At 65.6% G+C, this 13,912-nt stretch carries 12 protein-coding genes; 5 read left to right on the top strand and 7 right to left on the bottom strand.

The window, feature by feature from the left end; all coding sequences use genetic code 11:
• Window positions 1-94: 94 nt before the first annotated feature.
• Entirely contained in the window at window positions 95-1,585 is a 1,491-nt protein-coding gene (locus tag A5652_RS15260) for a hypothetical protein (RefSeq protein WP_067352800.1), read from the bottom strand.
• 129 nt (window positions 1,586-1,714) lie between these two features.
• The gene (locus A5652_RS15255) at window positions 1,715-4,150 is read right to left on the bottom strand and encodes a glycogen/starch/alpha-glucan phosphorylase (protein WP_067352808.1); all 2,436 of its coding nucleotides are present in this window, start codon (window positions 4,148-4,150) and stop codon (window positions 1,715-1,717) included.
• A gap of 303 nt (window positions 4,151-4,453) precedes the next feature.
• Between A5652_RS15255 and A5652_RS15250 the strand changes: the two genes are divergently transcribed.
• On the top strand, window positions 4,454-5,953 hold the full coding sequence (locus tag A5652_RS15250; RefSeq protein WP_232001203.1) for an MFS transporter: 1,500 nt from the start codon (window positions 4,454-4,456) through the stop codon (window positions 5,951-5,953).
• A 55-nt stretch (window positions 5,954-6,008) separates the two neighbouring features.
• On the opposite strand, the gene A5652_RS15245 is transcribed toward A5652_RS15250, so the two are convergent.
• The gene (locus tag A5652_RS15245; RefSeq protein ID WP_082983921.1) at window positions 6,009-6,332 is read right to left on the bottom strand and encodes a multidrug efflux SMR transporter; all 324 of its coding nucleotides are present in this window, start codon (window positions 6,330-6,332) and stop codon (window positions 6,009-6,011) included.
• A gap of 183 nt (window positions 6,333-6,515) precedes the next feature.
• Between A5652_RS15245 and A5652_RS15240 the strand changes: the two genes are divergently transcribed.
• The 4 genes from A5652_RS15240 to A5652_RS15225 all read left to right on the top strand — a co-directional run bounded on the left by A5652_RS15240 (window position 6,516) and on the right by A5652_RS15225 (window position 9,932).
• Window positions 6,516-6,959: a DoxX family protein gene (locus A5652_RS15240; protein ID WP_067352791.1), complete on the top strand. Its 444-nt coding sequence runs from the start codon at window positions 6,516-6,518 to the stop codon at window positions 6,957-6,959.
• Between the two features lie 103 nt (window positions 6,960-7,062).
• Window positions 7,063-7,860, top strand: a complete 798-nt coding sequence (locus A5652_RS15235) for an SDR family NAD(P)-dependent oxidoreductase (protein ID WP_067352789.1) — start codon at window positions 7,063-7,065, stop codon at window positions 7,858-7,860.
• Entirely contained in the window at window positions 7,861-8,820 is a 960-nt protein-coding gene (locus tag A5652_RS15230; protein ID WP_067352786.1) for a phosphotransferase family protein, read from the top strand.
• Between the two features lie 428 nt (window positions 8,821-9,248).
• Window positions 9,249-9,932 carry an MspA family porin gene (locus A5652_RS15225; RefSeq protein ID WP_067352783.1) on the top strand — a complete coding sequence of 228 codons (684 nt, stop codon included), beginning with the start codon at window positions 9,249-9,251 and terminating at the stop codon, window positions 9,930-9,932.
• A 6-nt stretch (window positions 9,933-9,938) separates the two neighbouring features.
• On the opposite strand, the gene A5652_RS15220 is transcribed toward A5652_RS15225, so the two are convergent.
• From A5652_RS15220 to A5652_RS15205, 4 genes are read right to left on the bottom strand one after another with little or no spacing between them, the layout of a single operon-like run.
• Window positions 9,939-11,234, bottom strand: coding sequence for an acyl-CoA dehydrogenase family protein (locus tag A5652_RS15220; protein WP_067352778.1), 1,296 nt, complete (start codon window positions 11,232-11,234; stop codon window positions 9,939-9,941).
• Window positions 11,235-11,255: 21 nt separating this feature from the next.
• Window positions 11,256-11,621, bottom strand: coding sequence for a CoA transferase (locus A5652_RS15215; RefSeq protein ID WP_067352772.1), 366 nt, complete (start codon window positions 11,619-11,621; stop codon window positions 11,256-11,258).
• Entirely contained in the window at window positions 11,618-12,400 is a 783-nt protein-coding gene (locus A5652_RS15210) for an enoyl-CoA hydratase/isomerase family protein (protein ID WP_067352769.1), read from the bottom strand. The genes A5652_RS15215 and A5652_RS15210 overlap by 4 nt, the downstream gene beginning before the upstream one ends.
• A complete protein-coding gene (locus A5652_RS15205; protein ID WP_156745355.1) occupies window positions 12,397-13,605 on the bottom strand; it encodes an acetyl-CoA C-acetyltransferase in 1,209 nt (402 codons plus the stop codon). The genes A5652_RS15210 and A5652_RS15205 overlap by 4 nt, the downstream gene beginning before the upstream one ends.
• Window positions 13,606-13,912 lie beyond the last annotated feature (307 nt).

The raw sequence follows: 13,912 nt of genomic DNA, 5'->3' as shown, positions 1-13,912 counted from the left end.
ACTACCGAAGGCTCGCGAAGAACGCTACCGCACTCGATCGCGCCCCGACGTCAGTGCTTTCCGGAGTGATCGGACTTGACCGCATCCGGGGCGATCAGAACCCGAAGTCGCCGCCACCACCGGAATCGGACCCGCCCCCGAAGTCCGATCCACCGCCGAAATCGGAGCCTCCAGAGTCCCAACTGCCCCCCGAGTCCCATCCGCCCCCAAAGCCAACGTCGCCGCCGCCGGAGTATGCGCCGTCGCCGCCGGCGAATCCGACGTCGGCGCCACCCGAGTCACCGCCGGTGAACCCCACGTCTGCCGTTGGGCTGTCGTAACCGGTTCCCTGTCCACCGTCATAGCTGTAGTTGTTGGCATCGGCGAAGGCGGAATCGCGGCCGGCCTCGAAGCCGCGCTCGTAGCTGCCGCCCCAATGGTCGTCCAGCAGAGCGTCCATCAGCAGCACGTCGGCCAGCGCCCACGTCCAGCCCGGACCCCAGAACGCGTACGGGTAGTAGCCGGGGTAGAAGAACATCCCGTTGTGGTAGCCGCCGCCGTAGTAGTACGGGTAGCCCGGCTGCGCAGTGGTGCTGTAGTTGTTGTTGTTGATCGTCACCGACTCACCGGTGTCGGGGTTCGTGGCGCGCACCGTCGCCTGCTTGCGATCATCGGCCGGCACCGAATTCACGGCGGCGACATTGGGTGCGGGCTGCCGTGGGTCCAGCTTCCGGTTGGCCTTCGCGACCGTGGCCTCCACCACCCGCAGATGCGCCCGCGCCGCGCCGTAATCGCCTTTCTCATAAGCGTTTCGGGCGTCGTAAAGGCTGGAGTTGGCTTTCAACGACTCGGCGCTGATGTCTGTGCTGCCATCGGTCAGCACCGCATTGTCGAGGTCACCGACATTCGACGTAGCCGCGATCAGCTCCTGCTTGATCTCCTCGCGCGCCTCGGTGTCCTTGCGATGCTTACGATTTCGGTGCACGGCGAACCAGAGCAAGCCCGCCATTGCCAGCGCGATGCCGAAAATGACCAGCGTCGCCTTCAGCCACGCCCACGCGTCGCGCTTTTCATGCGCGACGGGAGAGGTGGTCACCGGCCCTCGAGAGATGGCGTTGACGCTCGCCAGCTTGCCGACGAAGGCGCTCGCAGCGCCGTAGGGGTCGTTGCGGTGTTCTTTCGCCGATTGATTCATGAATTCATCGACATTTTCCGCGATGGCCCTGGGCACGTCGTAGGCGCGCACGTGATAGCCGCGAGAATCGATGACCAGGATGACGCCGCTGAACTCGGCGTTGCGGTTCAACATGGCGGCATGAACGGCGTCGGCCGTGGTCACACCGCTCTGGGCGGGGGATACCGCCGCCACCCAGACCGGAGGGCCCGGGCTCCACGTCCACGAGCTCGTGAGGATCTGTTGGTTCAGCTTGTCGGGATTCTGCAGCGGTGGCCTGGCCCCGGGGTCGACCACCACGTGCGTCTGGGCGTCGAACCTGCTCACCAGCTGGTCTGTGTAGGTGTCAGCGGACGCGGACGGAGCGAGCAGCAGCGCCAGCAGCACCAAGGTCAGCGGAGCCAGGGCAAGGCTGCGGAAACGTCGAGTCACATCTCTCCTGCCGTCGATCGTGAGCGCCCACCCTAGTCCGTTTCGGACAGCTCTGCCGCGCAGCCGATTGGTGTTGGCTGCGGGACTGCCGCTAACTACCGGCGCGGTACCGGGTCCGCCCGGACACCATCAGAGCTTGACCGTCAGCGGCCAGACGTTCCATATCTCATCGCAGTACTCGGTGATAGCACGATCCGACGAGAACTTGCCGCTGCGTGCGGTATTGAGGATCGACATCTTCGTCCACGATTCCCGGTCTTCCCACGCGGCGCTCACCTGCTCCTGGCAGTCGAGGTAGGACGCGTAGTCGGCGCACACCAGGAAGGGATCGTCGTAGCGCAGGTTGTCCACCAGAGGCCGGAACACCTCGGTGTCCCCGCGCGAGAACGTCCCGCCGGCAATCAGATCCAGCACCGCGCGTAACTCGTCGTTGCCGTCGATGTACTCGGTCGGACGGTAGCCGTTGGCCTTGACCGCCCCGACCTGCTCCTCGGTCAGCCCGAACAGGAAGAAGTTCTCCGCCCCGACCTCGTCGCGCATCTCGACGTTCGCCCCGTCGAGGGTGCCGATGGTCAGCGCCCCGTTGATCATGAACTTCATGTTCCCGGTGCCGGAGGCTTCCTTCCCCGCGGTGGAGATCTGTTCGGAGAGGTCCGCGGCCGGGTAGATCATGTGAGCGTTCTGCACGTTGAAGTTCGGCACGAATGCCACCTTGAGGAACCGATTCACGTCGGGGTCGGCGTTCACCGTCTCCCCGACGGCGTTGATCAGCTTGATGATCCGCTTGGCCAAGAAGTAGCCGGGGGCGGCCTTGCCGCCGAAGATGAAGGCCCGCTGGGGAATCGACAGGCCGGGATTCTGTTTGAGTCGGTGGTACAGCGTGACGACATGCAAGACGTTGAGGTGCTGGCGCTTGTATTCGTGGATGCGTTTGACCTGAACGTCAAACATCCAGTCCGGGTTGAGCTCGACGGCGGACACGGAATGGATGTATTTGGCAAGGCGTGACTTGTTGTTGCGCTTGATGTCATGCCACTCGCGCCGGAAGGCGGCGTCGTCGACCAACGGCTCAAGCCCGCGCAGGCGGTCCAAATCGGTCAACCAGCCGTCACCGACCGTGCGGTCCAGTAGTTCGCGCAGCCCGGGGTTGGCCAGCGCGAGGAAGCGGCGCGGCGTCACACCGTTCGTCTTGTTGCTGAACCGCTCCGGCCACATCTCGTAAAAGTCTTTCAGCACACTGCTTTTCAGCAGTTCCGAGTGAAGGGCGGCGACACCGTTGACGGCGTGGCTGCCGACGGTGGCAAGGTGCGCCATCCGGACGTTCTTGCCCCCGTTCTCACCGATCAACGACATCCGGGCGACCCGGTCCTCGTCGCCGGGGAAGCGGCTGCGCACCTCGTCGAGGAACCGGCGGTTGATCTCGTAGATGATCTCCATGTGACGCGGCAGCGACTCGGCGAAGATCTCCAGCGGCCAGGTCTCGAGCGCCTCCGGCAGCAGGGTGTGGTTGGTGTATCCGAACGTCGCGACGGTGATGTCCCACGCCTCGTCCCAGTCCAGCTCGCGCTCGTCGACCAGCAGCCGCATCAGCTCGGCAACCCCGATCGAGGGATGGGTGTCGTTGAGCTGTAATGCAAACCGCTGAGGAAGCTCTTTGACGGACACGTCGGCGAGGTCGTCCATGATGTGCAGCACGTGTTGTAGCGAGCAGGACACGAAGAAGTACTGCTGCAGCAGGCGCAGTCGCTTGCCAGCCTCCGGCTCGTCATTGGGATACAGCACCTTGGTGACGGTTTCGGACGTGACCTCGTCCTCGACCGCCTTGTAGTAGTCGCCGGTGTTGAAGGCGTCCAGAGCAAATGACTTGACGGCGCGCGCGCTCCACAACGTCAGCACGTTGCAGGTGTTGACGCCGTAGCCCTGGATCGGTGTGTCGTAGGCGGTGCCTTTCAGCAGCCGACCGGGCACCCACCGGACGCGGTCATGACCGGCGTCATCGGTGTAGTGCTCCGCGTAGCCGCCCCACTTGACCAGGAAGCTGACGTCGGGTTTGGCGATCTCCCAAGGGTTTCCGTTGTCCAGCCAGTTGTCGGTCTGCTCGACCTGCCAGCCGTCGTGGATTTCCTGGTCGAAGATGCCGAATTCGTAGCGGATGCCGTAGCCGATCGCCGGGCGCTCCAAGGTGGCCAGCGAGTCCAAATAACACGCGGCGAGCCTGCCCAGGCCGCCGTTGCCAAGCCCGGGCTCCTCCTCACACGCCAGGACGGTGTCGAGGTTCTGGCCCATCGCCGCCAGTGCGTCGCGCGCCGCGCGCTCGATCTGCAGGTTCAACAGATTGTTGCCCAGTTGCGGGCCCATCAGGAATTCGGCCGATAGATAGCAGGTCACCTTGCGGCCGAGGTCGAGTGAGGTCTGCGTCGAGACCACCCGACGGTCCTGCATGCGGTCCCGCACCGCCAGGGCGAGCGCGCGGTAGTAGTGCTCGGGACGCCGGGCCGCCGCCGGCCGCCCGATCGAGTAGCGCAGGTGATCGTTGATCGCTCGCTGCAGCGCCGCAGCGCCCATGCCGGTGCGGGAGTGCTCGATCAGGTCGGCGCGGGTGGGGTTACCGGGGGAGAAACCGTCGGAGGGCGTCTGATCGACATTGGTCATGGTGGGTCCTACTCGCTAGTGGGTGGCGGGCAGCACTGCCCCGGGCCGCTGAGAGGCCCGGGGCGACAGACCGTCAGTCTTGCAGCGATGTTTGCATACCAGGAGCGGAATTGACGTCTGCCACGTGAACGGAAGCTCACGCACTGACGACGAGAGAGCGTTGCCAGCCGGGGTCGCCGACCGCGGTGGCGCCACGATAGCGCAGAATTCTCAACCGTGGGCCGGCCTGGTGGCGGTGAATCGACGGAGCCACGTCAACTGCCGTTGGCGTCGTCCGGCGCGCGCTGGCTCATCGCCGCGGCCGTCCTCGGTTCGGGGATCGCGCTCCTCGACGGGACCGTGGTCAACGTTGCGTTGCCTACCATCGGCCGGGAGCTTGGTGGGGGTCTGACCGGCCAGCAATGGGTCCTCGATGGCTACCTGTTGACGCTGAGCGCCTTGCTCCTCTCCGGAGGCGCTGCGGGCGACCGGTACGGCCGCCGACGGGTCTTTCTTGCAGGACTAGTGGTTTTCAGCATCGCTTCCCTCGGCTGCGGTTTGGCGCCGACGATCGGATGGCTGATCGGTGCTCGGCTGGTGCAGGGTGTGGGAGCGGCGGCGTTGGTCCCGGGCAGCCTCGCCCTGATCGACGCCGGCATCACCGACGCCGACCGCGGCCGTGCCGTTGGACTCTGGGCGGGCATGTCCGGTGTCACGACGGCGCTGGGTCCGTTGATCGGCGGCTGGCTGGTAGACGCGGCGTCGTGGCGCTGGGTTTTCCTCTTGAACCTTCCGCTGGCGGTCGCGGTGGCATGGATAGCTGCACGGCACATTTCGGAATCTTGCGATCGAACCGCACGCGGCGGCCCCGACATCTTCGGGGCTGCCGCTGTCACGGTCGGTCTGGCGGGGGTGATCTTCGCGCTCATCGAGACCCCTTCGCGCGGTTGGACATTCGTGACTGCCACCAGCGCCTGCATGGGGCTGACGGCATTGGTCGCTTTTCCCCTGATTGAACGGCGCGCACCATCGCCGCTGTTGCCCCCGAAGCTTTTCCGCTCAAGGCAATTCACCGGCGCCAACCTCACCACCTTGGCCGTGTACACGGCGATCGGCGGTGCGTTGTTTCTGTTGACGGTGCAGCTGCAACAAAGCCTGCACTACTCTGCCACCGCGGCCGGGCTGGCGACGCTGCCGATGACGATCATCATGATGATCGGCTCGCCGTTGGCCGGTGCGTTGGGGCAGCGGGCCGGCCCCAGGCTGCCGATGACGGTTGGTCCGTTGGTCGCTGCGGGCGGCGTGGCTTTGATGGCGCGCATCGTGCCCGGGGCGACCTACCTGGCGGCAATCCTGCCCGCGGTAATTATCTTCAGCGTCGGCCTGGCGATCACTGTGGCGCCTCTGACCGCAGCCGTTCTTTCTGCTGTTCCTGATGCCTATGCCGGAACTGCTTCGGGTGTCAACAACGCAGTTTCGCGGATCGCGGGCCTTGTCGCAATTGCCGTGTTGCCAGTCGCGTCAAGGATCGACGCGGCCCCAGGGACGCCGCTTGGCTCCGGCTTCTCGCTCGCGATGATCATCATCGCAGTCGTATGTATGGTCGGCGGAAGTGTCGCGTGGCTGACGATCCGCACCGGCGCTGACGTTGCGCATCAATTGGTGCCGGGCATCAACCACGCTTGCCAAGACCCGTGCACCCGACGGCTGGCCAGCCGCGCGCCAGACGCGGGGTAGTTCGGCGACAGGAGCGCACGGACTCGTTAGTTGCCACAGCGGACGAGCCGCGCGGTCAGTGCGCGCCGGTCAAATTCAGCGTCACAACCCCAGCGATGATCAGCCCGACGCCGAGAACCTTGGTCACCGATATCGGCGAGCCCAGGAACGCGACGGCGATCAGCACGATCAGGGCGGTACCGATAGCGGACCACAACGCGTAGGCGACGTCGGTCTGCATACCGCGCGAAATCGACACCGCCAGCAGTGCGAAGGAGACGGCATAGCCGGTCAGGCACACCACGGTCGGCCACAGCCGGGTGAAGCCTTCGGTGCTCTTGAGCAGGCTGGTCGCTATCACCTCTGAGAATATGGCGCCGAGGAGAAACAGATAGGTCAAAACGCCTCCTTGCATACCCGGGTACACGTACGTATTTACCTAACAGGCAGGCGGTGGACGTCGCCTGCACCGACGAAGGTTTGCGCCGTATGGCGCTTGCCGGGCATCCACTGGAGTTCTAATCGGGCGGCACCGGCTGTGGCGGCGCCTGCTCGTCCGGATCGCGACCGTAACCTAGCCAGCGTGACCACGAATCTGGAGCAAAGACTGGCCCGCTACGCCCCAGCCGTACTGAGCGTGTTTCGGTGCGTCTACGGGTTGCTCTTCGCCGCATACGGGTCGAGGAGCCTGTTCGACTGGCCCGTCCGCTCGCCCGTTGTCGTCGAGGTCGGATCCTGGCCCGGTTGGTATGCCGGGCTGATCGAAATCATCGCGGGCCTGCTCATCGCCGGCGGATTGTTCACCCGCGCCGTCGCGTTCGTCGCCTCGGGGCAGATGGCGGTCGCCTACTTCTGGATTCATCAACCCAAGGCGCTGTGGCCCGTCGCCGATCCGCCCATAGGCAACGGCGGAGCGTTGGCCATCCTCTTCTGCTTCGCCTTTTTCCTGCTGGTCTTCTACGGCGGGGGCGCCTACTCCGTCGATGCACTACGGCGCAAGACAGGCCCGTCGCGACTTCGGCGCTGACGGGCAACGCGTCGAGCCCAGACTTCCCCTCAACCGGCGATAATGGCATTCTCTTGCAGGGAGAAGCCGTTTCCAGCGACGGACGGGTTCGGAGAGGCGGACGATGAGCGCACAGAGCTGCGACGGGATGGTGGCTCTGGTCACCGGAAGCAGCCGGGGCCTGGGCAGGGCTATCGCGGCGCGGCTGGCCGAACGCGGAGCCACGGTGGCGTTGACCGCCCGCACGATGGACCCCGATCCGAAGTACCAGGGGTCGCTGAGCCAGACCCGCGACGAGATTGTCGCCGCGGGTGGAAAAGCCATTGCGGTCCAAGCGGATCTGTCCCAATCGGAAGACCGGGAACGGCTTTTCGCCGAAGTGGTCAGCGCCGTGGGTTCCCCCGACATCCTGGTCAACAACGCCGCAGTGACATTCCTGCGGCCTCTGGACGGGTTTCCCGAGCGGCGCGCTCGGCTGATGATGGAGATGCACGTGCTCGGGCCGCTGCATCTGTGCCAGTTGGTGATACCCGCAATGCGCGAGCGCGGACGCGGCTGGATCTTGAACCTGACTTCGGTGGGCGGCGACCTGCCGCCCGGGCCGCCGTTCTCGGAGTTCGACCGGACCGCCGGCTTCGGCATCTACGGTACGGCCAAGGCCGCACTCAATAGATTGACGAAAAGCCTTGCGGCCGAATTGTATAACGACGGAATCGCGGTCAACGCCGCCGCCCCCTCCAATCCCGTGGCCACGCCCGGCGCCGGCACCCTCGATCTGGCCAAGGCCGACACCGAGGACATCGCGCTGATCACCGAAACGGCATTCCGTTTGTGCACGGGTGATCCGAAGACCCTGACCGGGCGCATCGCACACACCCAGCCCTTCCTCACCGAGGTCGGCTGGACCGCGTCGGCGGGCTGAATGGTCGAGCTCGATCCCGCAGAGCTGCGTCGGCGACTCGACGGTGCCAGCGTCGTCGACGTCGCTCCGCTATCCGGCGGAGCCTCCAGTCTTACCTTCGCGGGCACCAGGGCCGGCCAACGTGTGGTGATAAAAGTAGCCCCGCCGGGTGTCGAACCGGTCGCGCATCGCGACGTGCTGCGCCAGGCCCGCATCATCAAAGCGCTTCAAGCGAGCGATGTTCCGGTGCCGACGGTGCTGTGGGAGGACGCGGGGGATCCGCCCGGCACGCCACCGCTCTACGTGATGACGCACGTCGAAGGCGAGTCTGTGGAACCGCTGTTCGACGATTGCGCCCCGGTGCCCGGTATCGGCGATCGGTATCGCAACGCGTGCCGCGCCATGGCCGCGCTGCACAGACTCGCGCCAACGGAGCTCGGACTGCGCGATGAACCCGTGGTCGATCCGGTCGCCGAAGTCCACCGGTGGTCCGACACGCTGAGGACCGTCGACCCCGCGCTGGTGCCGGACTGGCCGAAAGTGCGGGACACGCTGTTGCATTGCGCACCGAGCGCAATGACGCCCCGCGTGGTGCACGGTGACTTCCGGTTGGGCAACCTAATCGCGGCCGGATCGCACGTCAACGCGGTCATCGACTGGGAGATCTGGTCGATAGGTGATCCCCGCATCGACGCGGGCTGGTTCCTGATCAACTGCGACCCGGACACTTACCGACGGGTCACCCCGGCCGACGGTATGGTGCCGCCGATCGCCGAGCTCGTCGAGCTATATCGATCTGAGATGGGTTGCGAGGTAAGAAATTTGGCGTGGTTCATGGCGCTGGCGTGCTTCAAATCTGCGGCGACGTGGTCGCTGATCGTCAAACACAATCGCCGACGAGCTCCGCCGCGACCCGAATTCGAAGCTATGGCAGCGGTTTTACCGAGACTGCTGGACCGCGCCGCGTCCACGCTGGCTTAGCCGCGACCGTCTTACTGGCAGCGGACCAAGAGATTTTCGCAGATCATTCCGACATCGCCCGTATCGCTTACGGGCTGACCCTCGTTGGACGGGTTAGTCCAAGTAGTCGGAAACGGGCTCCATACTTCGTCGATCCCCGGCGGCTGAGGGCGCGGATCAACGTTCGGGCCCGCGTGCGCGACACCGGTGCCGCTCGCCACGGCGATGGCCACCGTCGCGCCGACGAGCAGTCCATGGGCACACGGGCGAAGCATCATCGCCGCCTCCCTCGGTTCTTCCCGGGGTTATGGCTTTTTCAACGGTCGATTCTACCTTCGCCCCATATCGCGTAACAGTTACAAACACACAACGACTTCGATTTCCCGGCCAGCAAATTCCGCGGGGCGAAAATCCGGGTGCGTACGGTGTCGCCTGTGAGGCCCATAGCCGTGGTCATTCGTCGCGCCCTGACGGTCGCCGTTTGCCTGGCTATTTCTTTGCCCACGGCGCCCACGACGGGTGCAGATCCCGATGCCGAAGCGGCCCCTCCCGAAGCGGCGCCGGTGGCCGAGGGATCCTTGCCCTCGAACCCTCCGGCAATCCTCAAGACTCCCGACGGCTGGACCCTGGGCCTGGGCGCCCGGGACGAGCAGCAGGTTCCGGTGGCGCCGTTGACCACCGCGGTGTCGTCTCGCGAATACCTCGCCAGCGGGATATTCGTGGGATCCCTGGTCGGACCGGGACAGCCCCAGGGCGTCCTCGAGGTGGGTTACGAGATCGGCTGCGGAATCGACATGAGCACATCCGATGGCGTCACGATCGGGGGTACCGCCGGCGTCACCCCGGGCGTGACGGGCCCGGTGACCGGTGTGCCGTTCGACCTGCTGCCGTTGGTTCTTTTTCCCACCGCGGGTGTGCTCAATGTAGGCCTCAAGCCCGGCCTCGTAGTGGTGGTGCCAGTAGTCAAGAAACAGTTTCGGGGTCCGAACCCCTGGGTCATGGTCAGCAACTTTCACGTCAAGATCGACGGGTGTGTGGGCCAGTCGTTCATCCGTTCCTATGCGGTACTGAATCGAGTGACCGACGAATCCGACGTGGTGCTGTCCTACGCCGGTGTCACCAAAGCCGTCTGATTCGGGCTATCCGCGGGAGATGCCCGCCAGCTTGTCGGCGAACTTGGCCTCCGCGGCCTCGCGCAACCGCAGCAGATGCTCGGAGGGAAACAGATCCGGTGCGGGCTCACGGTCTTTCAGTAGCAGCCGCGCCAGCGTGACTTTGTGCACTTCGGTCGGACCATCGGCCAGCCCGAGCACAAACGATTCCACCAGATACTGCACGAACGGCATCTCGTGGGTGGTGCCCAACGACCCGTGCACCTGAAGCGCCCGAGACGACACGTCATGGAGGACCTTCTGCATCATCGCCTTCACCGCCGAGATGTCGGCTCGCACGGCTTTGTAGTCGTTGAATTGGTCGATCTTCCAAGCCGTTTGAAGGGTCAGTAGCCGGAACGCCTCGATCTCCATCCACGAGTCTGCGATCATCTCCTGCACCAATTGCTTGTTGGCCAGCGCCTCACCCTGCGTATAGCGCGACACCGCCCGCTCGCAGATCATGTCGTAGATCCGGCGGACCAGTCCCACGGTGCGCATCGCGTGGTGAATCCGTCCGCCGCCCAAGCGGGTCTGCGCGACGACAAAGGCCCCGCCGCGCGGGCCCAACATGTGGTCAGCTGGCACGCGGACGTTTTCGTAACGGACATAGCCCTCGCGCCCATTGCCGGTCGGTTGGTAACCCAGCCCGACGTCGCGCAGCACGTTGATTCCGGGGGTGTCGCCGGGGACGACGAACATCGAGTAGCGCTCATAGGGCGGCGCCTCGGGATCGGTCATCGCCATCACGATGATGAACGACGCCATCGACGCAAACGATGAAAACCACTTCTCCCCGTTGATGACCCAGTGATCGCCGTCTTGCACCGCGGTGGTGCGAAACACCTTCGGGTCGGCTCCGCCCTGGGGCTCCGTCATCGAGAAACACGAGATGATGCGGTTGTCCAAGAGCGGCTCCAGGTAGCGCTCCTTGAGCTCGGGTGTGCCGTAGTGCGCCAGGATTTCGCTGTTGCCGGAATCGGGAGCCTGTGAGCCGAAGACGATCGGTGCGCACTCCGAGCGCCCCAGAATCTCGTTCAGCAGCGCCAGTTTCACCTGTCCAAAGCCCGGACCGCCCAGGTGCGGGCCCAGGTGGGTCGCCCACAGCCCGCGCTTTTTCACGGTGTCCTGTAACGGCGGGATCAGCGCCTGACGCACCGGGTCGCCGAGGTCGTGAGACTCCTTGACAATCAGGTCGATCGGCTCGCACTCTTCGCGCACGAAGCCTTCGACCCACTGCAGTTGTTCTGCCCACTCCGGGTCGGTGGAGAAGTCCCACGACATGCGTCGTCCTCTCTTGGTTGATCACTCTGAGCTGCTTTGGGCCACCACGCCGGCCTCCTCGAGCGCGGTGATGGTGTCGGTGTTGAGGCCCAGCTCGCGCAGCACCTCGCGAGTGTGATCCCCCGGCAGGTACACGTCGACGAAGGCGTCCGCGTCGGCGGTCAGCCGATGAAAAAGGTCCCCGCCCCGCGGATCCTTCACGTCGGCGGCCAGTGAACGCTGGCTGCGGCGGACCGTGTGGTCGATCGGCAGCGGGCCGTCAACGCCTGCGAGGGCGTCGATGCGGATTACTTCGGCACCCAAGTCTCCCAATAGCATTCCGCAAAACGGAGGGGGCCCCAACCCGCCCATCGTGATGATGCGATCGCCGCGCAGGGGACCGGTCATGAAGACCACTTCTCGCGGCGCTCGGCCGCCTGGTCGGTCGCGTGGGAAATCACCTGGTTGCGGTTTTCCAGTTCCATGGCCGACGCCAGGCTGGCGGCGTCGGTGTTGACCTGAAGGGCGCGCTTGGTCAGTTGAGCGCCGAGTGGGGCATGGCTGGCGATCAGCGACGCCAATTCCACCGCGCGATCGGACAGCCCATCCGGCTCGATGACGTCGCTGACCAAACCGCGCCGGTCCGCCTCGGTGGCCGACACCGTGCGGCCGGTGAGCATCCAGTCGGCGGCAACGCTGGTGCCGACAATGCGTGGCAGGTGGTAGCTCATGCCCATCTCGGCGCCCGAGAGCCCGAGCAGGATGGCGGCATTAGCGAAAGATGCTGCGGTCGAGCAGATTCGGATGTCGGCGGCCAGGCACAGCGCAAGTCCCGCGCCCACGCAGGGGCCGTTGACGGCGGCGATGACGGGTTGCGGCAATGCCCGCACCGCTTCGGCGAGGGCGGCCATCCTTTCCTGAAAGCGCATCCGGTCCATAGCGGGCGCGCTCGCGTCCAACATCGAGGGACCGAAGTCGCGCATGTCGATGCCCGCGCAGAACCCGCGTCCGGCGCCGGTCAGCACCAGGGCGTGCACCGCGGAGTCGGCAGCCAAATGGTTGAGCGCATCTAGCAATTCGGTCTGCATTGCCTCGTTGATGGCGTTGAGCCGCTGCGGGCGATTGAGCCGCAGAATGACGACTCCGTCGCAGGGCCGCTGGAGATCCACGGTTTCGGGCACGGTCATACCCGCTCGATGATCGTCGCCGTGCCCATCCCGCCGCCGGTGCACATGGTCACCAGTCCCGTTGTGAGATCACGACGTTCGAGCTCGTCCAGCACCGTGCCGATCAGCATGGCGCCCGTGGCGCCGATGGGGTGCCCGAGCGCGATGGCTCCGCCGTTGACGTTGACCACCTCCGGGTCGATGTCGAGGTCGCGCATCGTCTTGAGCGGGACGGCCGCGAAGGCCTCGTTGATCTCCCAGAGATCGATGTCGGCCACGGTCATGCCGGCGCGCTCGAGGCATCGCTGCGCCGCGGGTCCGGGCGCCGTGAGCATTATGATCGGCTCGCTGCCAATGGCCGCGGTGGTCCGGATCTGCGCACGCGGCGTTGCCCGATGGGTGTGCATCCAATTCGAGGAGGCCAGCGCCACCGCGGCGGCGCCGTCGACGACCCCGGACGAATTACCCGCATGGTGCACGTGATCGATGCGGTCGATGCCCGGATAGCGCTGCAGACATATCTCGTCGAAGGTGCGCCGCTCACCATCGGCACACGCAGCGCCCATCGAGGCGAAGGCCGGTGTGAGACGGGCCAGCGACTCGGTGGTGCTGCCAGGACGAGGATGCTCGTCGCGTTCGATGCGGCCGTCCGGTGTCGGCACGTCGACCAGTGAACGATCGAAGCGCCCCTGCTCGATGGCGGCTCTGGCGCGGCTTTGGCTCTGCGCGGCGTAGGAGTCAACCGTCTCGCGGCTGAATCCCTCGAGGGTGGCGATGAGGTCGGCCGAAATACCCTGCGGAACAGTCGGATACACCGTGCGGAGATCCGGATTGTTGCCGTCGATGGTCGGAACGCCCGCCGTGACGTCCCAGCGCGACATCGACTCGACTCCGCCGGCGATCACCAGATCCTCACTGCCCGCGGCGATGCCCGCCGCCGCAACGGTCACGGCCTGTTGGCCCGACCCGCAGAATCGGCTCAGCGTCATCCCCGGGACGCTCTCGGGCCAGCCGGCCAGCAGCACCGACAGGCGCGCGATGTCGTCGCCATGGTCCCCGCTGAGGATGCCGTTGCCGGCGATCACGTCGTCGACGCCGGCCGGATCGAAGCCGACCCGCTCGGCCAGCGCGGTGAGGCACCGCGCGAGCAGGGCTTGCGGATGTACGCGGTGCAGTCCGCCGTCGGGACGGCCACGCCCGCGGGGCGTGCGGACCGCGTCGAGAATCCAGGCGTCGATGATGGACTCCGATCGTTGTGGTGCGGCGGGACTCGGTCCGGGCGCCACCGGCACAGGTCACCAGCGATCGTAATCGGTCTCTCGACTGCGGAGAACTACCTTCTCCAAATCGGCGAAGCTGTTCTCGTTCGGCCGGGGGTGGTGCCGCGTTGCGTCTCTCCCGTCACATGCGCCCCGCCAGCCTTCGGGGTGTCAGGTGTTTGCCCGCCAGTGAGCGACTGTGCCGCGGGCGCGGGGGCCCAAGCCCGGCTTGTCGCTGAAAGGCGGGCACTCGACACTGCCCTCCCGCGGCGTG

It is taken from the genome of Mycobacterium sp. 1165178.9, from assembly GCF_001673555.1.
GTDB lineage: Bacteria > Actinomycetota > Actinomycetes > Mycobacteriales > Mycobacteriaceae > Mycobacterium.
Note: the sequence above shows the minus strand (reverse complement) of the source record. Positions and strands in the feature narration are given on the sequence as shown.

Coding starts and splice junctions, on each gene's coding strand:
- A5652_RS15220 (WP_067352778.1), bottom strand. CDS start 11,234: ATGTCGTGGGACTTCTCCACCGACCCGGAGTGGGCAGAACAACTGCAG.
- A5652_RS15210 (WP_067352769.1), bottom strand. CDS start 12,400: ATGACCGTGCCCGAAACCGTGGATCTCCAGCGGCCCTGCGACGGAGTC.
- A5652_RS15230 (WP_067352786.1), top strand. CDS start 7,861: ATGGTCGAGCTCGATCCCGCAGAGCTGCGTCGGCGACTCGACGGTGCC.
- A5652_RS15235 (WP_067352789.1), top strand. CDS start 7,063: ATGAGCGCACAGAGCTGCGACGGGATGGTGGCTCTGGTCACCGGAAGC.
- A5652_RS15255 (WP_067352808.1), bottom strand. CDS start 4,150: ATGGGCGCTGCGGCGCTGCAGCGAGCGATCAACGATCACCTGCGCTAC.
- A5652_RS15215 (WP_067352772.1), bottom strand. CDS start 11,621: ATGACCGGTCCCCTGCGCGGCGATCGCATCATCACGATGGGCGGGTTG.